Origin of the sequence: Paenibacillus sp. NPDC057934, from assembly GCF_042887565.1 — a bacterium.
Classification (GTDB): Bacteria; Bacillota; Bacilli; order Paenibacillales; family Paenibacillaceae; genus Paenibacillus_AQ.
This window is the reverse complement of record NZ_JBHVPB010000004.1, coordinates 355196-376583: the sequence shown is the minus strand read 5'-3', so window position 1 is coordinate 376583 and position 21388 is coordinate 355196. Positions and strand designations below refer to the sequence as shown.

At 44.3% G+C, this 21388-nt stretch carries 10 protein-coding genes; 3 read left to right on the top strand and 7 right to left on the bottom strand.

The window, feature by feature from the left end; translation table 11 throughout:
• Nucleotides 1–12: 12 nt before the first annotated feature.
• The 3 genes from ACFVRY_RS11510 to ACFVRY_RS11500 form a co-directional block, all read right to left on the bottom strand.
• Nucleotides 13–507 carry a transposase gene (locus tag ACFVRY_RS11510; protein ID WP_387500275.1) on the bottom strand — a complete coding sequence of 165 codons (495 nt, stop codon included), beginning with the start codon at nt 505–507 and terminating at the stop codon, nt 13–15.
• Between the two features lie 11 nt (nt 508–518).
• Entirely contained in the window at nt 519–752 is a 234-nt protein-coding gene (locus tag ACFVRY_RS11505) for a hypothetical protein (protein WP_387500273.1), read from the bottom strand.
• A 135-nt stretch (nt 753–887) separates the two neighbouring features.
• Nucleotides 888–1664: a recombinase family protein gene (locus ACFVRY_RS11500; protein WP_387500271.1), complete on the bottom strand. Its 777-nt coding sequence runs from the start codon at nt 1662–1664 to the stop codon at nt 888–890.
• Nucleotides 1665–1816: 152 nt separating this feature from the next.
• Here ACFVRY_RS11500 and ACFVRY_RS11495 point away from each other — a divergent pair, with 152 nt between their 5' ends.
• On the top strand, nt 1817–2026 hold the full coding sequence (locus tag ACFVRY_RS11495; RefSeq protein WP_387500269.1) for a helix-turn-helix domain-containing protein: 210 nt from the start codon (nt 1817–1819) through the stop codon (nt 2024–2026).
• Between the two features lie 531 nt (nt 2027–2557).
• Here the strand turns inward: ACFVRY_RS11495 and ACFVRY_RS11490 are convergent.
• From ACFVRY_RS11490 to ssuE, 4 genes are all read right to left on the bottom strand, one after another.
• On the bottom strand, nt 2558–3181 hold the full coding sequence (locus tag ACFVRY_RS11490) for a helix-turn-helix domain-containing protein (RefSeq protein WP_387500267.1): 624 nt from the start codon (nt 3179–3181) through the stop codon (nt 2558–2560).
• Nucleotides 3182–3689: 508 nt separating this feature from the next.
• Nucleotides 3690–4055, bottom strand: coding sequence for an Imm8 family immunity protein (locus ACFVRY_RS11485; RefSeq protein WP_387500265.1), 366 nt, complete (start codon nt 4053–4055; stop codon nt 3690–3692).
• A 21-nt stretch (nt 4056–4076) separates the two neighbouring features.
• Complete coding sequence (locus tag ACFVRY_RS11480; protein ID WP_387500489.1) at nt 4077–10241, bottom strand: polymorphic toxin-type HINT domain-containing protein; 6165 nt, start codon at nt 10239–10241, stop codon at nt 4077–4079.
• Between the two features lie 428 nt (nt 10242–10669).
• A complete protein-coding gene (ssuE, locus tag ACFVRY_RS11475; RefSeq protein ID WP_387500263.1) occupies nt 10670–11224 on the bottom strand; it encodes an NADPH-dependent FMN reductase in 555 nt (184 codons plus the stop codon).
• Nucleotides 11225–11628: 404 nt separating this feature from the next.
• Between ssuE and serS the strand changes: the two genes are divergently transcribed.
• Together serS and ACFVRY_RS11465 are read left to right on the top strand one after the other, a co-directional pair.
• Entirely contained in the window at nt 11629–12906 is a 1278-nt protein-coding gene (gene serS / locus ACFVRY_RS11470) for a serine--tRNA ligase (RefSeq protein ID WP_387500261.1), read from the top strand.
• 424 nt (nt 12907–13330) lie between these two features.
• Nucleotides 13331–21268, top strand: coding sequence for a 5'-nucleotidase C-terminal domain-containing protein (locus ACFVRY_RS11465; protein WP_387500259.1), 7938 nt, complete (start codon nt 13331–13333; stop codon nt 21266–21268).
• Nucleotides 21269–21388 lie beyond the last annotated feature (120 nt).

The following is a 21388-nucleotide window of genomic DNA, read 5'->3' as shown; positions in this document are numbered from 1 at the left end:
GCCATTGTATCATTAACTTGCTACCTGTTCAGGCAAAGGAGCAAGCCGATATTCGGTTTTGTTCTTCATCATGCCATAGATAATGCTGACTATCCTTCGCACAATGCAGATGATCGCTTGTTTTTTCTTTTTGCCTTCACTTAATCGCTTCTCGTAATAGGCATGGAATAGAGGATTGAGTGGCTTCTTGGATGTTCTATCAGTCTGAACCTGTCTTACAGCTAGCCCCCACAGAATCTTGTTTAAGGCTCTGTTCCCTTGCCGCTGATTGCGCTCTTTCCCTCTGCCGCCGCTACTCATTTGGCTTGGCGTAAGCCCTGCATACTTAGCTAGCTTATCTGCATTACTAAATCGGCTGATATCTCCAATCTCAGCTACAATAGCGGAAGCTGTTACCGTATCTATGCCTGTAAATGTATTCAGTTTGAAATCTAGTTTCTTCATGATGTCAGCAATATTATCCCCAACATCGCTCATCTCACGTTGTACATCTCGAACTTGGTTCACAAGACTACGTACTAAAAATCTCGGTATTCCTGACCTGTTCGCTTCGTATCTCCATCGGCTTGAACACTTTCAAGGATAAGCATAGCTTTCTTTGTGGAACACACATTTCTACTATTCTCTCTTGGCTTATTCTCAAATTCTATTACTTCTAGCTTCTCATTCCAACAATTAATAACAACGGCAGTATGCGTCCGCTTATGCAAATCAACGCCAACATAGATAAACTGTTCTTTACGGTGTTTCATGTTGAGTATCCCCCTTGCCGCTTATAGCGTTTAGGGAAAAAGAATAGCCGCATCGTCTGTTTAGTATTCGCTCGGAAGCGTACATTGAAGGGTAAGCGTGTCTATTCTTCCTCTATAAACGCTTGCCGCTACCGCCTATATAATGGCTTGGTGAAGCCCATCTGCTTGAATATCGCCGTATAGATAAAGTCCTTGATAGAACGCCTTGCGGTCAAGGATTCGTTTGACCTGTACTTTCGTAAACTTCTTGCCTTGAGCAGTAGTATAACTGTCATAGTTCATCTGATACGCCAATTGGGATAATGACCAATCAGGGAATAATTCCTTTAGTTCAAATACTCGTTGTACGGCTAATGCTTCATCAAGATTGATTTCAATTGCCTTATGTCCTTTAGTAGCTTTGTACCCAAACGCCGCTCGCCCACCTGCGTAGCCGCCCTGCTGTGCCTTCTTGTTGCGTCCTCGACTTAGCTTCATCGAGATTTCTAACCGTTGATAAGCGTCGAGTAGTTCCATCAGTCCGTTAATCAGAAAGTCGGAAGGGTCTTTCTTGTAAATGCTGTACGTTGGCTGTTCAATGCTTCTCACATCCACGCTATGCTTCTTGAACTCCCGATGTACAAGAACTTTAACGATGTCAGACCGCCATAATCGACTCGTATTGAGGACAATAACTGCATCCACATCTTGGGCGGCAATAGCAGTTAGCATCGTCTGAAAGCCAATTCTGTCCACCTCTAGGGCTTCTTCGTCAATCTTTGCTCCACTGATTCCTTCGTCTATAAAGATGTCTTTTAAGTCCCATCCTTGCTGTTCACAATAGGAGCGGATTTCGTCCTGCTGATAGGACAAGCTGTAACCATCTCTTGCTTGTCCACTTGTTGAAACTCTGACATAACCGATGACTTTCATGCTGTTTCCTCCCCACCGTTACGATAATTTTGATTACCGTTACGCTTATGACTACCACAGCCTAATAATAGTACGGTTAAGACTACCAGTCAATGCCTTTTATCAAAATTCATGGTATAGTTATTTCATAAGTTTTGGTCGGAGGAAATCGTATGAAAATAAAATTACGCTTAAAAGAAATTCTTGCAGAAAAAGGTATTTCTCAAAGAGAACTTGCACGAATGATGGGGATTCGTCACCCAACAATAAATCATCTCTGTTCCGAATCTGTAGACAGGGTTTATATCCGAACGTTGGAACAAATCTGCGAAGCCTTGAATATTACTGTAGACCAACTCATTGTCTCGGTAGAAGACGAGTAGCATTACACCAATCCCATATCACCTATAATAAGGCTTGTAGATCTTTCATATTACTTCAACCATATCCAATTACTCCCAACGTATTAAATGCCTATAAAGGATTCCTGTGCGTTCTCAGATCCATTGAGCAAGCCGCCCAATGGGGCAGGCAGAAGGTGCGGCGGCGGAACTCTATCTTTGATGCTTGAGTAAAGTATCTGTAAAGAGTTATCCGCCAACTTTACCCTCCCACCCAAGAATCAAGAATCTCCCCCCGAAATCGCAGACCGCCAACGGCGTGTTTGCTGCTTCTTTTTCAAGTGATTCTTATCTTGATTCTTATTGAATTGAATCTTATTTATTGATTCTTATTAGTGAGACTATCTGACGGTTCGTAACAGACTCTACGTCTACGATTCAGACTCTCGGTCTGGCATTGCCGACTCTCTGTCGAAATCGCGGACACAGAGTCTACAGCCCTTATTTCTTACCTTTAACCGACCGTGTGACGGCTATCTGGACATAGAGTCCATTGAAATAACAGACTCTCCATTATGCCCCGTTGACATCTGGCGGAAATCTCTCAGCAAACGCTGTTGTTAGATACTGGGCATAGCTGTCCAAGTCTTCCTTCTCCGCGAATTTGTCGGACGCAAAGCGTCTTTCATGAAGTCTCTGGAGTCGGGCCGTATACGCTGTGTAACCGTCACTCTTTACGACCTCTTGAATCCACAGCGTCAGTTCCCTCTCGGTTACCTGCTTCCTCAGGCCCCCAATGAACTCATGTGTCTTTTCAGACATCAGTAAGTTCGGATGGCAATGAAGATAGTTCGGCAGGTAGTACGTGTTGTTCTTGCTCTGAATGACCAGAATCAGCTTTTTCTCGGCTAAACTCCCAATGTGACGTTCTACGGTCTTGGAACTGCATCCGATGTTTCGGGCAATCATCTCAATGGTGGGGTAACACTGACTCTTGTCGCTCATATACGCGATAATATCAACTAGAATCAGCTTCTCATACACATTGAGTCCATAACACCGATGGATTTTATGCGGCAGGATAGTGTATCCCTTATGATATCCTGTAAAGTTGCTCTCCTTGGCAACCTCGTCCATGTACGTATTAGCGGCGGTGTTGTTCTTAGTCAACCAGAAGTCGTTGTACTTCGTTTTCATTCGTCTCTACCTTCCATGCGATTGGTGTACCGCCGTGGGCCGGCTATACAGTCAGGAAGGCGGCTAGCCTAAGCGTTACCTTACCTGTTCTATGTCAACTGGTCGTCACCAGACTGTCGCTCTGCTATAACCATCGTTGCTTATTGCCAGATCGTTGCGGAGGATTTAAAATTTCTCTTACTATTCGTAGTCGGCTTATGTAGTAATGAAGTTGCGGAAGCTGTTTTATTTGGAAAAACCGCAAGAAAGCAAAGGTAAGGAATTTGACATGAAATATGATGGTAACTGGGGATTTAGGTGCAATAGTGAAGGTGAACGTTACAACAAAAAGGGTATAACATTCAAGCATGTAGCTGTGCGTACACTATTTTGATGGAATTTTGGTAAGGGGCAGATGAGGGTAAAGTTCTTTAGTGACATGCCGCCCGATTCATTCGGCACTGGGTGGGAGGTAAAAGAAAAGACCCTAAGGGATATACCCCTTAAGGCCAAAATGACTGCACATTTTTTATTTTTCGTATTCCCAGTAAAAATATGGGCTTAATTTCAATGCGATTTCATCCCATGTCTCACCCTGACAACTCGAAACTATACTGTTTAGTCTTTCTTTTAGTACTTGGTAATTAAATTCCATTAATATGAAGTATGCTCGCCCATGAATTAAGTTTGTAGTACTTAATTTTTTCTCAAGTGCTCTCGGAGAAATGACAGTAAAGTCAAAATTATCACATGCATTGGATTCCCTTGTACCAATACATGCTGTTCCTGACAGAAGAAAATCCTCCCCTAAATTATCAGTTTCATCAATTTCTAATTTACCAATAACTGCAGGATTCCCTGTAATAATAATGTCTTTTATTTCTGGAATAATCAAAGCTCCTACCTGCCTTTCTTATTAAGGTTTTTGCACAGTTACGTGGTAATTTGTAAGTTGGTTATCACGACTAAAATCAAATGGATTCTTGAAAGTCTCATAGTTAGCTTCAATTTCTCCAGGTTTACTCGCCTTAGTGCCCACCCTAACTCTTTTCAAACCATTGCTACTCGTATACCAGGTATATCCATTCTTCTGAATAGTGGAATATCCACTACCTACAAATTGCTTTCCTGCATCATATACTTGATTTAGCGGAACCACTGCACCAGGCAATCCATCAATCTTTTTTGACTTGTTTGCAAAATTTGCTAAGTCTGTCGCAGAACCACTAAAGCAATTCGTATTATGAACCCATATTCCTAGATCCGTTACATAATACGTATGGTAGTCAGCAACCGTAAAGTTGTAAACCGTAACGGGTTCATTCAATTTAACAAGCTCTACCTTATTAACCGTAAGGTTACTTCCGTCTGCCTTTTGAAGTTTATCGCCCACTTGAAGTTCATCTGCGAAGACCCAACCTTTTCCTTCAACCCAAAACGGATGGTTGTCGGTCGTCTCGATGATTTGCTCCCCGACGTACAATTTAATTATATCATCACGTTGGTTACGGTAAAGGTTCGTTACTTCCTTGTAGTCTACTTCTCCATCAGGGTTATTCTCATCCTTGGCTAGAACCTTATCTCCGACCTCAATGTCTTCGATATTTTTCTCCCCTTTGTCTGTTAAAACTTTGGTCCCTGCAACAAAACAGTTACATCCTTTTAATACCTTGGCAATCGCCTGTTCATTGCTGGCAGTTTTTTCTACAGCTCTCTCAATAATCCTTCCTTCTTTATTGATAAGCTTAATTACCAGACTTCCTCCCTTAACTACTTTTCCAAAAGGGACAAAACTAGCAGCAGATAAAGCCTTATCAAAAGTCGATGCATTAGGATCTAGAATTGTACGGATATCATCAACAACCAAGAAGTTAGCTACAGCAACTGTTCCTGTTTTAACTGCCTTCCAAGTATTCCCTACCCAGCTCCATACGTTACCACTTGGATCTACATAGATTAGTGGATTATTCGATACATACGTATACAAATTCAATGATAGAGGATTATTTATATCTCCTTCGAACGTGTCCTCATTCAAAAATCTTCCTACACTCGGATCGTACCATCTGGCCCGGAGATACTGCAAATGAGTTGTATCATCCCATAATTCCCCTGAATAACGGAAAGGATTGTGGACCTTCTCATCCTTGTAAGTGATATTCCCCCAAATGTCATAATCATACTTATTTAAAATATCTCCATTTTCGTCACGCAATTCAACGACATCGCCATGACCGTTGTATGTTGGATAAGCTGTAGTACTATCATTATATTTGATAGCCTCTAAGCGTTGCCCACGAATATAACTTGCTACTTTCTGTGGAACCCCGTTTACAACTTTAGCTTCAGCTATAATTTGGTCACCATCATAATAATAACGAATTATTTCCCCGCGTTCCTCACGCTCAACTAAGAGTCCATTCCCGTTATAACGATATTGAACCGCACTACCTTCACTATTTACTCTAGTTAAGCGGTTTTGCTTATCATAAGTGTACTCTGTGTCTTTGAGTTCTCCAAATGTGCTATCACCTTCCAGTGATACCCGGTTCCCTCTTTTATCATAACTATACGCGAGATTGCTGCTTCCTGTAGATGAAGAGATCCGATCCAATTCATCATACTTATAGCTGTCCGAAACATTATTCGTAGTACGGGTTTGAATGTTTTTGTTTAGATCATAAGTGTATTGATATAGATTTAATCTTAAGCCTTTATTGCTTTGTTCTAATTGCGTAAGATCTAGCCCCGTATACTTAGACTTAGATTCCACCCCGTTTATTTTGCTTACCAGATTAGGCAGACTGTTGCGGTAGTAAGTATAGCTCGCTATAGGAGTAGTATTACTTCCCCCAGGAGCAATGGTTACAAGGCGGTTCATCCCATCATAGGAATAATCGATCGTCTCGCCAAAAGGATCAACCATCTTCTTACGGTTCCCATTAGCATCATACTCGGGTATTTCCAAGGTCAGTCCATCTGAATACTTGACCTGTGTTATATAGCCAGCATAAGGATCATAGTCATAAGAAGTTTCGCCCAAGTTATCTTTCATCTTGGTTCGTCTTCCTGCAGAATCATACATAAACGTTACCGTCTCATCTGGACTTACCCGTTCTTTCAAACGGTCTCTTCTATCATATAACATCGTTAACACAGTACCATTTCGATCGGTACTAGTCAGTACATTGCCATTTGCGTCGTACGTATACTGATTGTTTAGTCCTAATTCGTCCGTTGAAGAGATGACCCGTCCTAATTCATCATACGCCTTTCTCTTCACTTCACCACTTGGATAAGTTGTGGAGAGTTGGTTCCCGAACATATCATAAGTATATTGAGTCACTTCTTTTTTAGCATTCGTTACAGAAGTAAGACTACCATTGTAATCATAAGAGAAACTTGTGGTGTTCCCTTCACCGTCAGTATGACTCATGACCTGATCGTTCCATGGGTTGTAGTTGATTCTTTCAAGTGGCTTCAGTGCAGCAGATGCTGAGAGGCGCTCTCCTCTACTCTCCACTTGCCCCCATTTATTGGCGGTTTCCTCAATGATATAACCCTCAGCGTCCTTGATAGATGCCGTATGGGTTATATCATTATATTCTACTGAAGACTGTGACAAATCAGGATAAATCGTATGAATCGGCCGACTCCATAAGTCGTACTTATATTGTGTAGTGTTTTCAAGAGCGTCCTGACTGGATTGAGCTCTACCGAATCCGTCGTAATCCACGAAAGTCTTCTTTTGATAAATACCTTGGGCAATAATTCCAGTCTCCATCTGCAAGCCCAAAGCATTCCATGATGTACGAGTGATTCCGCCTGTCTCATCAGTTACTGTAACCGTGTTGTTCTTATCATCATATACCGCACTTATGTTAGAGTAATCCGGATACGTTACTGTCAGTACTCTCCCTAACTTATCATACGTGTACTTTGTGGCATAACGTGTAAGACGATCATTCCCGTCAATAAATGAAGATACCAAACCTGTAGCCGGATCATAGGTTTTCTCCACAATAACTTGGGATACTTGACCTTTAACATCTGTTACATTGACTTGTTGCAGTTTGGGAAAAGCATGATTCTGGTCATAAGTTGTATTTGTGGTAATGGTCTTCGTTCCATTAAGAACGGATTGAACCGTTGGATTACCATAGTTATCTATATTGTTAAAATTAACTTGCTGCAGGATCTCCCCGGACGCATTATCCTTCCTTACAATAAGTTGTGTAATGCTTCCCTGGTTATTTCTACTGTACTCCGTATAAGTAAAAGCTCCATTATTAACCGGTTTTAATGCAGTTAGCAATAAATGCCTATTATCATAGGTAAGCGTTTGTGTCCTATCCTTTTCATCTGTTGATTCTACGACATTTCCGTAATCATCATATTTATTCGCAACTGCAATAACATCCGAAGTTTTGTTATCAGTTGCTGTTACCCGGGTCGGAACTGATGCAGCATAGCCTCTTGATCCTACATATTTATCATAGGTATAAGCTGTTTTCTTCTCCATACCGCCAGCACTCTGAACCGAAGAATCCAAATAATACTGAGAAGGGGTTTCATTATTGATAAAGATTTTCTTGTAATTAAAGGTCGTTTCGGTCAGACCGTCATTTAGCGTCGTAGAGAAAGACATATTCTGATTATAAGAAGAACCCATATCACTATTGTTATAGAACAGTGAATGCCGATTGAATTCTTTTGACGTTCCATTATCATAAAAGATCAAATCTCTTCTGGAAGATAGCCGATACGCTTCATTATACGAACTCTCCCCAATAAATCGTCTTACAGGTTGAGGTTCATAATTATATTCCGTGGCTGCACCTGTAGGGTGCTGTACCTTCGACAACAATGCATAAGGATTAGAAAGTGCTCTCTCCCCATAATTAGATAATAAATTGAATTGAGCATTTTTTATTTGATAATTATATGTTGTCTTACGTCCTTCAGCATCCTTTACAACATCTAGAAGCTCAACACCATCTTGGGTGTGTTTAGAATAAGTTATTTTTTGATTACCTTTACTCAAAACAACTTCAGAAGCAGTATAAGAAATTTGGATTTCGTTGCCTATTGAATCCTTTACTCTACTAAGCAGCGGCAGTCCATAGGTTGGGTTTTGATCATAGAAGAATTGGATCGTATTATTGTAAGCATCCGCTATTTGGATCAAGCGGCCTTCTTTATCAAAATATTGCTTCTCTGTGCCATCTGCACTGGATAACACAGATGTTGAAGTTAACCCATTAACATTGACTGAAGAATCCGGGGTAAATGTTACTCCGAGCCAATCATAATTCTTCAGAGTAGAGTTTTCCACCTCATAACTGCCACCCTCTGCTAAATGCACATAAGGTTTTTCGTCCTTATACTCAACATACGGCAGCTTCCAGCTCCATCCTTTACCGATTGGATACAACTTTTCTTCCAGTGGTTTGGTTGTCGAATTATAATACTCATATCCAACTCCTTCACCAGATTTATAATTAATTATTTCTGGATTAGGGCTAGTGGAATAATAATAATTAGAAGTTACACCGCCGGAATCTCCTTGAGCAATAAATTCGCCTGCACTAGCGTTAATATAATTTACAACATAGACAGCGTCCGAATATTCAGGCAACTCATAAACACCCAAACGGATTGGAGTACCCGTGTTGCTTTCATGAGGTTTTTGCTCAACCCATGCAGCACCATAACGGGAATACACTTTTCTCGTTCTACCATTCCCATCGTTAACCCAACCTTCATAACGATCTGTACTTGTATACGACGCTCTCGTCACGTTTCCTCTGTAATTTTGTGTATACTCTCTCGTATCTACTGAAGGCTTTGTTACTGTTCCCGAATAGTTTGCGGTAAATGATTTAGTACATTTATAACCAGGTGTACCGTTGGTAGGACAATCCTTATTGGTCGTAGTGCCTGTCCTACTTAGTTCTCCCGCATAGCCACCTTCGTTATACGTCTTTGTTGAAGGACAAGATGTTCCTTGTGAGGTAGCTTCCCACTTTCCTGATGAGTTATAGGCACCGCTAATTATATTATCACAGCTATCCTTCGCAGTTTTTGACTGTGCAGGAATGTAAGAACCGCCACTTACATAAGAGCCTCCGGACGTATATAAGGTTCCTCCATAACCATTTGAGTTATAGAATAAGTAAGAGTTAAAAATATTAGATGTACTAGTTACAGTGCGGTTAATCTCAAGGGTATCTGAAGGAACTGTATAGGTTAGACTTGGGATTTGATTCACACGTTGTCTCGCCTCATTCTCAGTGCCGTATGTTCCCATATTTCTTTTAGGTTGCTCCACAAGGATACTTCTATTATCGACGCTTCCATCACCGTTATAGTCATATTCGATTTGCAGATTCTCCCGCATATAGACATCATATTTATTTATAATATCTTTTTTAATTGCGTTATACGTCACTCCCCAATCGTAGGAATCATAATTAAAGGTTCTGTAATTATAATCCATCCCGAAGAATTGGGCAGAGTTCGAATCATATTTTCTAGTCAATGTAAAAGAAAGTCCATTGCGGCCCGGCAAGGACAAATCATCGTTTTCTATGGATAGCCCACCCGACATACTGGAGACATTTTCATTGTTTATACCAATAGCATAAGGAGCTTCATTAAAAGAAGTTTTGTTATAGACAGGTGGCTTCTCTAAAACTGGCGGTTTTTCAACAGCCATGGAAAGAAAGTTATTTACTCCTTCTAAGTATACATCCTCAGTTACCGAGCTATCATCTTGTTCTGAACTCTCTTCCTGCTGCTCACCGTCTTGATCTACGAGCTTAACATCATACACCTCGTTACCTAAATCAAAAGTTTTACTATATTGCGTTCGCTTATCAACTAGCTCTTTATCTGGATAAGTTCTCGAATCAATACCCGAATTAATGTTCAATAAACTTCTTTCTAGGTTGTGCCCGTTCCTTAGCTCCCCTTCGCTACCTTTTTTCAGTTCTTGTTGCTGAGGAACATTATTTTGTTGAGCAAAAACTTGGTAACCAAAAAAACTCGCTAAAAAAAACATTAATAAAAATGAAAACATCTTCCTCAATTAATTGTCCCTCCGTTTTTAATCTTAAGGCAAAGCATGGATACTTTTAAAAGATTACATTCTGTTCAACTTAACCACCTTTTTCAAAATAATAGTAACTTCTGCCTCCTTATCTCTTGTTATTAAGATATAGCCAAAATAGTATACTTTACTAAATTTAGTATTACCACAATTTTCTTTTACACAATTATATTTATTCCCATTTTTTATTTTAATCACAAAAAACGTCCCTCCCACACTACCGGTAGAAGAGACGCTTTATTTTCATCCATATATGATACTTGACAGTCAAAAGTTCTTGTCGAATATTGTCACATAGAAAAACAACCTAATCGAGCACATTGACGAGGGTTTGTTGGCTTATTAGAAGTGTAGGACTTTTGACTGTACAGTATGATACCGAAATAACTCCCTACTTCTTAAGCTTTAACGCCTCTTGCAACACGATGCTCGGTTTCTTCGGCCAGTTCTTCCAGAGCTGCATTCAGACGCAGCTGTAATTCCTCTGCGACATCCACTTGGCCCTGATCATTCCGAACGACCTGGGAGTCAACAGCATACACACCACCGAGAATGTAACGTGCACCCAGCACAGACAATACAGGTTTCAATGCATAGTCAATTGACAATAGATGCGCCAGACTGCCTCCCATAAAGAGCGGAAGCACTACTTTGCCGGCTAGCCCTTTTTGCGGAACCAGATCCAGGAAAGTCTTCAGCACACCTGTATAGGAGGCTTTATATACCGGGCTGACTACGATCACAGCATCAGCTTCGGCAACCAGACCATTCGCTTTAACGATAGCTTCACTCTCAAACTTGGTATGAATCAAATCCTCCGCTGGCAGCTCCGCTACATTAATACGGTCAACCTCAAAACCGCGACGGACCAGATCCGCTTCAGCATATTCGATGACTGCATTGATGCGTGATACCAGGGATGGCGTTCCGTTAATGACAACAATTTTAGCCAATTTCTCCACCTCTTCTGTTCTGTTTATCAGCTTGCGCTGTTTATTCCGACTAAAATACTTTAAATTAAATCTAATCGTAACAAAGGGAGCGGATTTTTGTCAAACATAAACGTGAAGTTGGCGTCCCTTGCGTTGTTTTCTTTCTTACATTATAATAGGCAACAATATTAAATTGAGATCAGGCCAGTGATCGGCATCCAACCGTGAGGCGTCTGCGACCGGAGCAGTTCTTTGTGTTCCCTAAGTTTACCGGGTTTCGCCCGTTACCGCGAAGACCAAAGAGGATCGAATTCATCATGCGAGACGATGATTCGGTCAACCTGGGTGGCACCGCGAGCTGACGCTCCTCGTCCCATGGATGAGGGCGTTTTTGTGTTTTTATAAGACAAAAGGAGCGGATCGGTATGCTGGACATGAATTGGATCAAGGAAAACACGGAGACTCTCAGAAGCACGGCAACACAGAAGAATGTGGTATTTCCACTGGATGAATTACTGGCATGGGAGGATAAACGGCGTAGCCTGCTTCAGGAGACGGAACAACTGCGGGCAAAGCGTAATGCGCTGACCAAAGAAGTGGAGCAATGGCTACGTGAAGGTAACCGCCCTGCCGGAGAAGCCGCGAAGGAGCGCGTGCGCGAGATCAATAGCGCGCTAACGGGGCTGGAGACCGGGCTGGCCGAAGCTGAACAGCGCAGTAGCGAGCTGATGCTGCTCGCCCCGAACCCTGTATCGCTGGATACGCCCGTAGGACGTGATGATAGCGATAATGTCGAACTACGCCGAGTCGGAACACCACCAGAATTCGATTTCACGCCGCGTGATCATGTAGAACTTGGCGAACTGCATGATATTCTGGATATCCCCAGGGGTGTCAAGGCCGGTGGACCGCGCAGCTACGTGCTTAAAGGCGCGGGGCTCTACCTGCACCTTGCCGTGCAGCGGCTCGCACTGGATGTTTTGACCGAGCGCGGCTTCACCGTTATGGATGTGCCCGTGATTGTTCGTCCGGAGACGCTGCAACGCACCGGGTTCTTCCCTGGCGGTATGGAACAGACCTATGAGCTGAATGGGGAGAATCGCTGGCTCGCAGGAACCTCGGAGGTCTCGCTTGTTTCGCTATACAGCGACGAAATCGTGGATCTGGATAGCCCCCTCCGCATCGCCGGCATGTCGACCTGCTTCCGGCGTGAGGTCGGTTCGGCGGGACGGGATGTACGCGGACTGTACCGGGTGCATCAATTCTCAAAGATTGAGCAGGTCATTCTCTGCCGGAAGGATGCGGGCGTATCGGAGAGCCTGCTTCAGGAAATAACGGCCAATGCCGAATATATTCTTGAGCTGCTGGAACTGCCTTACAGAGTAGTCGCCGTCTGTACTGGGGACATGGCCCTAAAGACACATAAGCAATACGATATCGAAACCTGGATGCCTAGCAGAGGCGCATATGGAGAGACCCATTCGGCATCCAATCTGCTGGATTTCCAAGCTCGCCGGTCGGGCATTCGCTATCGGGATTACGATGGACGACTGCAGTATTGCCATACGTTGAATAATACTGCCGTGGCTACGCCGCGAATTCTGATTCCCCTTCTGGAGAACCATCAGCAGGAGGATGGCAGCATCTATATTCCCCAGGCTTTGCGCAAATATATGGATGGGCAAACACAACTAATTCTCTAACATGAAAGTAAGCTAATAGTGCGAAGAGTCACCTTTTGAAAAAATAGATAGAATCACTCCTACAGGCAGCGGATTCCGCTGCCTTTTAGTGCTGTCTGCTTACCTATCGCCATATTAAATAGGAGAATCTAGTCCCAAAGATATATCTAACATGAAAATATAAATATATTTAACATGCATTTTACATAAATCAACAAAAAGATGAAATCAATAGTACCTAATACATATAATTGACCAATGTATTATAAATTTCATGGTACTTTCTCTTTATTTTAAGTTTATTAACTATAAATATATTATAAATCCGTTCAAATTAACATTAAATTAATATATATTGATGTGAGGCAACCTTTCATTTAACAAATAAATGATAGGATTGTATAGGTTGTCAAATTTAGTTCTTGAGAGGGGTAGATTTAAACAAATGGTTATCTCTAAAAGGGTAAGGAAATGGCTTGCAGCAGGGCTCGCGGTGCTGATTACGGTCGGCAATGTATTCCCTGCTGTCCATACTGCCCAAGCAGCGCCAGATAATAGCGCGGTAGTCATATCGCAGGTTTATGGTGGCGGAGGAAACAGTGGAGCGGAGTTTAAAAATGACTTCATAGAATTATACAATCCGACCGATTCCGCTGTAAATTTGAGTGGTTGGAAGGTACGTTATAACAGCGCAAACAATCCTATCAACTCTTCTACAATTATTACAGCGTTAAGTGGAACTATATCCGCCAAGGGGTATTATCTGATTCAGGAAGCACCGGGTGCAGGCGGCACCAAAGAGCTTCCTACTCCTGACATTACAGGCACAATTAATATGGGGGCTGCCGCTGGAAAAGTTGAACTTCTTGACGATTCTGGCAAACGTGTTGACTTTGTCGGTTTCGGTACAGCCAATGAGTTCGATAAAGCTCCTACCCCTGCCCTGTCTGCTATTTTATCCGCAACTCGCAAAGCGATTGACGGAGAACCAGTTGACAGTCGTGGACGCGACACCGATGACAATTTCAACGACTTCAGTGTCGGTGCACCTAGCCCGCGCAACAGCAGCTACGGACAAGCGCCAGAAGCGCCGACTGCGGCAGCTCCTGTCGTTGCCGCACCGGCTCCGAATGCATGGCCATTGGGGACTTCAATCTCCCTTAGCTCTCCTACTGTAGGAGCGTCTGTCTATGCTGCTGTGTACGGCAATGGCGGTACAAGAGACTATCAGCTCTTCGATCAGCCGATTCAATTAACTGCTGATACAGGAATTAACGCTTTTGCTTCGGCCCCTGGTTTGGCTGACAGCCCTATCACTAATTTTGTTTACTCGGTGCTGTACCAAAGCACCATTCCTGCTACAAGAGTTATGGAAAAAGGACAAAATGTGTGGACAAAAGGCATCGTGACGCATATCGACGGAGCTGAAATGTACATACAGGATGGCGATGCAGGGATTGTTGTTTACGGATTCCCAACATTCGCCAACATTGGAGATGAAGTTGAAGTCTCCGGTGCCATGGAAATTTATAACGGTCTGCAAGAAATCAAGCTGCAACCCGGTTTGTCTTACAAAGTCGTTACGCCAGATGTAGGCGTACCTGCTCCAAAACTGTTGACTGCAGCTGATTTGAGCGCAGCTAACGGTGAGAAACATGAAGCACAACTTGTAACGATGGAGAATGTCAGTATCGTTAGCAAGACAGGAAGTACAGTAATCGCAAAGCAAGGGAATCAGGAGTTTACGATTTATTCCGCTTTGTCGAAGCTTGATCCTGGAACAAGTGGAAAAACGTTTGAACGCATTACAGGTGTAATTAAACAATTCAATACAACCTACCAGTTCATCCCGCTTAACGAGAACGCACTGGTGGAAGAAACTCTTTCCGTAATGGCAAGCCCAGGCGCAGGCCGCATCATCACTGGCGGTAAGGTAACTCTCTCCAGTCCAGCGGCTGGCGCAGAGATTTTTTACACAATCAACGGAATAGACCCCACAGCGGCAAGCACCAAGTACACCGCCCCGCTTGTGGTCAACGAGAAAATTACCATTAAAGCCATTGCCGTGGCCGGAGGCCTGACAAGCAAGGTTTACACTTTTGCTTACACACCTTCTGAAGCTCCGCGTATCCATGATATCCAGGGCGAGACCCACAAGTCCGAGTTTGAAGGTCATACCGTCACGGATGTAGAGGGTATTGTGACCCAATACGGATATACGTTTGCGAACGGCAACTACAAAGGATTCTTTATCCAAGATCCGAAGCCGGATAACAATCCGAACACTTCCGAAGGGATTTTCGTATACAGCACAAGCCAAAGCTTGAAACCTACTGTTGGAGACTTTGTCTCCGTAACAGGTGTAGTAACCGAACATAATGAAGGAAGTAGCACGAACCTGACTTCAACCCAAATCACTTTGTCATCGATCAAACAACTGCCTAAAGCAGGTGTATCTTTCCCGGAACCAGTCGTGCTCGGCAAGGGTGGACGTGTCATTCCTACATCCATTCTCGACAACAGAACTGAGTTCCAATCCGATAAAGATGCTATCGATTTTTATGAATCCCTGGAAGGCATGCTGGTGAAGCTTCCTTCACCAACCATCCTCAGTCCTTATTGGACAAGTGGTAACGGTACTTCCCAGGTGTACAACATCGCAACAAGAATTGATAACGGAACTGAAGATGCTATTACGCCAGCAGGCGGCCTTGCGCTGAAAGAATACAAGAATTACAACCCTCAGCGCCTCCTGATCGCTTATGGTAACCCTGGCCAAGAAGTTGGTACTGGAGACACTTTCAACGGTGACATTACCGGCGTAATCGGCTACAACAATGGCAACTTTAAGGTGATTCCGGAGTATGGCAAGCTGCCTTCCATCACCACAAGCCCGTTCAATCAAGAGACATCGACGATTAATGTTAATGCGGACAAGCTCTTGATCGCATCCTACAATATCGAGAACTATTACCCAGGTGTAGGCGAAGCCAAGACCAAAAAGCTCGCTGAATCCATCACAGCCAACATGAAAAAACCGGATATTATCGGCGTTATTGAAATGCAAGACAGCAATGGCGAAACCGACAACGGAACGGTTGAAGCCAACGCTATCCCGCTTATTCAAGCCATTCAGGCTGCAGGCGGTCCAGCATACAAGTACATTGATGTTGCTCCACAGGATAAAAAAGACGGAGGAGCTCCGGGCGGAAACATCCGCGTAGGCTTCTTGTACAACCCGGCACGTGTAGAGCTGGCAGACAGTGTTAATGGTCAAAAGGGCACCTCTACACAAGCGGTAGGCTACGATAAAGCAGCCGATAAGCTGACCTACAACCCTGGCCGGATTGATCCGACCAACGAAGCATTTACAAGTTCGCGTAAACCGCTGGCAGCACAATTTGTCTTCCGCGGTGAGAAAGTCATTGTTATTGCCAATCACTTCAACTCCAAAGGTGGAGACACTGCTCCTTTCGGCAGCACTCAACCTCCGGTATTGTCCAGTGAAACTCAGCGCCACAAGATCGCGGCTGTTGTGAATGGCTTCGTCAAGCAAGTGCTGACAGCCAATCCTGATGCCAACATCGTAGCACTTGGCGACCTAAACGATTTCCAATTCACGCCGACTGCCACGATTCTGAAAGGCGACGAACTGGATAATCTGATCGACAAACTGCCTTTGAATGAGCAGTATACGTATACTTATGACGGTAACTCTCAAGTACTTGACCATATTCTGGTCAGCAAAAAACTGACGGCTTCTGCCGATGTGGATGTTATTCACCTGAATGCTGACTTCCCATCCTCCAGAGGACGTGTATCCGATCATGATGCCGTGATGGCTCAGATTGACGTAAAAGCTACAAGTGATTTCCCGCTGCGCATCCTGCACACGAACGATACGCACAGTCACCTTGAGACTGTTGTGAAACGGATGACTGCGATCAAGCAAGAACGTACCGACAACTCTATCCTACTGGATGCAGGTGATGTATTCTCCGGTACACTGTACTATACGAAGTTCGAAGGGCTTGCTGATTTGAAGTTCATGAACTACATCGGTTACGATGCCATGACCTTCGGAAACCACGAATTTGATAATGGCTTGCCTACACTGAAGAAATTCATTGATAAGGCAGACTTCCCATTTGTTAGCTCTAACATTGACTTTATGACCAAAGACAATGAGCTGAAGGGCAATTTCAAGAATGAAATTGGCGGACTGAACTCTTCCGTTCAAGATGGCCACATCTACCCTGCCATTATTAAAGAAGTTAACGGACAGAAAGTCGGGATCTTCGGTCTCACTACTGAAGACACCGTTGGACTGGCTTCGCCAGGCGACAACATCGCTTTCAAAGACTATAAGACTAGCGCAGCTAATACTGTGAAAATGCTACAAGATCAAGGCATCAACAAAATCATTGCTCTCTCCCACCTGGGCTACACTGTGGATGAGCAACTGGCTGTACAAGTACCAGGCATCGACGTGATTGTCGGTGGTCACTCGCATACGAAGCTGGATGCGCCTGTCGTCAAGAACAAAGATAACGAGCCGACTCTAATTGTACAGACCGGCGAGTACGGTCAAAACCTTGGTGAGTTGGATGTTAAATTCAACGACAAGGGTGTTATTACTTCATACCAAGGTAAGTTGCTGGATGTCAGCAAATTTGCTGAAGATGAATATGCCAAGTCTCTTCTTGCTGGCTATGACAAGGATTTGGAAGAAGTACGTAAAACCCCGGTCGGTAAAACGAACGTGGAACTGGACACCAACCGCATCATCGATGGTAAATCCGTACGTGTTGTTCGCAAAGAAGAAACAGTAATCGGAAACCTGATCGCAGATGGCGTGAATAGCAAGTCCAAGGAATTGGTCTCCAAGCTATTATCTCCAGAAGAGCAAGCTACGATCAAAGGTTTCGTCTCGATTCAAAACGGTGGCGGCATCCGCGTACCGATTAAGAAAGGTGAAATCTTCCTTGGGGATGTACTTTCCGTAATGCCATTCTCCAACAGTCTCGTAGCACTGAAAGTAACAGGTCAAGAGATTATTGAATCCTTGGAGAACGGTGTAAGCGGACTGGAAAGTGACCAAGGACGTTTTGCACAAGTATCTGGTATGAAATATACCTATGACTCCAAGAAGAAGCCGGAGATCATCAACCCAACCACCAACGTCCTGGAGCAAAAAGGGGAACGGATGGTATCTGTAGAGATCAAACAAGCAGATGGAAGCTACACTGCTATTGATCCTAAAGGCTACTATATCCTGTCCACGAACTCCTTCATGGCGGGCGGCGGTGACTTCTATCGCTCCCTGGCAAAAGCTAAGGCAGACGGACGTTACTATGAACTGTATCTGCCTGACTTTGAAGTATTCACGGGTTACTTGAAACAAATTGGCGAGGTGAACATGGAGCTAGAGGGCCGGATTACCGACCTGAAAGGTACACCAGCGCCAGGAAAAGATTTCCCGCTACGTATCCTGCACACGAACGATACTCACAGTCATCTTGAGACTGTTGTGAAACGGATGACTGCAATTAAGCAAGAGCGTACCGACAACTCTATCCTGCTCGATGCAGGTGATGTATTCTCCGGTACACTGTACTATACGACGTTCAAAGGACTTGCCGATTTGAAGTTCATGAACTACATCGGTTACGATGCCATGACCTTCGGTAATCACGAATTTGATAATGGCTTGCCTACACTGAAGAAATTCATTGATAAGGCAGACTTCCCATTTGTTAGCTCTAACATTGACTTTATGACCAAAGACAATGAGCTGAAAGGCAATTTCAAGAATGAGATCGGCGGACTGAACTCTTCCGTTCAAAATGGCCACATCTACCCTGCCATTATTAAAGAAGTCAACGGAGAGAAGGTTGGTATTTTCGGTCTCACTACCGAGGACACTGTTGGACTGTCTTCTCCAGGCGACAACATTGCCTTTAAAGATTACAAGACAAGCGCAGCTAATACCGTAAAAATGCTGCAAGATCAAGGTATCAACAAAATCATTGCTCTCTCCCACCTGGGCTACACTGTGGATGAGCAACTCGCAGTACAAGTACCAGGCATCGACGTTATCGTTGGTGGTCACTCCCATACGAAGCTGGATGCGCCTGTCGTCAAGAACAAAGACGGCGAGCCGACTCTAATCGTACAGACCGGCGAGTATGGTCAAAACCTTGGTGAGTTGGATGTTAAATTCAACGACAAGGGTGTTATTACTTCATACCAAGGCAAGTTGCTGGATGTCAGCAAATTTGCTGAAGATGAATATGCCAAGTCTCTTCTTGCTGATTATGATAAGGATTTGGAAGCAACACGCAAAACCAAGGTTGGACATACCAATGTAGAGCTCGATACCAACCGGATGATCGATGGTAAGTCCGTACGTGTTGTGCGCCAGGAAGAAACAGCGATCGGAAATCTGATCGCAGATGGCGTGAACAGCAAATCTAAAGAGTTGGTCACGAAGTTGCTGTCTGCTGACGAACTGAGCACGATCAAAGGCTTTGTCTCGATTCAAAACGGTGGTGGCATCCGCGTACCGATTAAGAAGGGCGAGATCTTCCTTGGGGATGTACTTTCTGTAATGCCATTCTCCAACAGTCTCGTAGCGTTGAAAGTAACAGGTCAAGAGATTATTGAATCCTTGGAGAACGGTGTAAGCGGACTGGAAAGTGACCAAGGACGTTTTGCACAAGTATCCGGTATGAAGTACACCTTTGACTCCAAGAAGAAACCGGAAATCATCAACCCAACCACCAACGTCCTGGAGCAAAAAGGGGAACGGATGGTATCTGTAGAGATCAAACAAGCAGACGGAAGCTACGCTGCTATTGATCCAAATGGCTACTATATCCTGTCCACAAACTCCTTCATGGCTGGCGGCGGTGACTTCTACCGCTCTTTGGCAAAAGCTAAGGCAGACGGACGTTACTATGAGCTTTACATGCCGGACTATGTAGTGTTCACAGACTACCTAGAACAAATTGGCGATGTGAACATCGGTCTTGAGGGACGGATTATCGACCTGAAAACTGCTGTGCCTACACCAACGCCTGAGACTTCACCGACACCGACGCCGGTGCCAACGGCTCCATCTGGAGGATCGGGATCAGGGTCTACACCAGCACCAACAGTTAAACCAACTGCAACAACTTCACCTACAGCGACTCCGGCATCATCGGACACGCCGCAAGTGACGACCATTACAGAAGCTGAACTGACAGCACAATTGGCAAAAATGTCTGCGGGCAGCAAAGAATTGACGATCCCAGTTAATGCCTCGGCTAACGGTTCTCAAATCGTCCTTCCGGGCAGCGTTATTGTGGCTCAAGCAGTCAAACAACCGAATACTATCCTGACCTTTACTGCAGGCAGCACTTCCTACTCCATGCCTGTAAGCATCATCAAGGGATCTGCACTTGCTGATCAATTGGGTACAAGTGACTTTACAGTTACTGTCTCCATGACACCAGCAGATTCGGTTACGCTGAGCAGCGTGAACAAAGCCGCGGCACAGCAAGGCTCTATCACTCTTGCCGGACCTGTGATTGAATTCAGTATCACAGCCCAAGCAGGAGCCAAGAAGGTCCCTGTAAATAGCTTTGGCAGCACGTATGTTAAGCGGACAATCATCGTGCCAGGCACTTTGAATGCACAGAACGCTACAGCAGTGGTCTTCGACCAAGCTAGCGGACAGTTGATCTTCGTGCCATCCGTCTTTACAGCCAAAGCAGACGGAACAACAGAAGTAACCATTACACGCAACAGCAACAGCATTTATACTGTGATCCAATCCAGCAAATCGTTCGGAGATACTACTGGACACTGGGCGAAGTCATCTATTGATCTGCTGGCTTCCAAACAAATTGTGAGCGGAACAAGCAACACTACCTTCTCCCCTTCACAATCGGTCAGCCGTGCTGAATTCGCAGCATTGATCACACGGGCACTCGGCTTGGAAACTGTTAGCAGCGGAACAACGTTCAGCGATGTCAGCTCTTCCAAGTGGTATGCGGGTGCTATCCAGACAGCTTCTGCAGCTGGCCTGATCTCTGGTTATACGGATGGTACTTTCCGTCCGGACAGTCAGATTTCCCGCCAGGAAATGGCAGCTGTACTAGCTAAAGCTATCAAGTATACAGGCGCAACCCTGAATGCAGACCCTGCGGTGCTAGCCAAGTTCAGCGATGCAGCCGGTATCCCGGCCTGGTCCCGCGAAGCCGTAGCAGAAATCGCGGCCGCTGGTATCATTCAGGGAACACCAGACGGAGCTTTCGCTCCGCAAAAGGCGGCAACCCGTGCGGAAGCCGTAACCATGCTGGAGAAGACTCTGAAGTCGCTTCACTTCATCAACTAAACTTCAAGTTTATCCATCATTAAACCACAGATCGTAAATCATCAATAAAGAGGGACCTGGGCGAAAGTTTCGTCCAGGTCCCTCTTATTATTTTGTATAGACTGGAGCCTGCATTAGGTC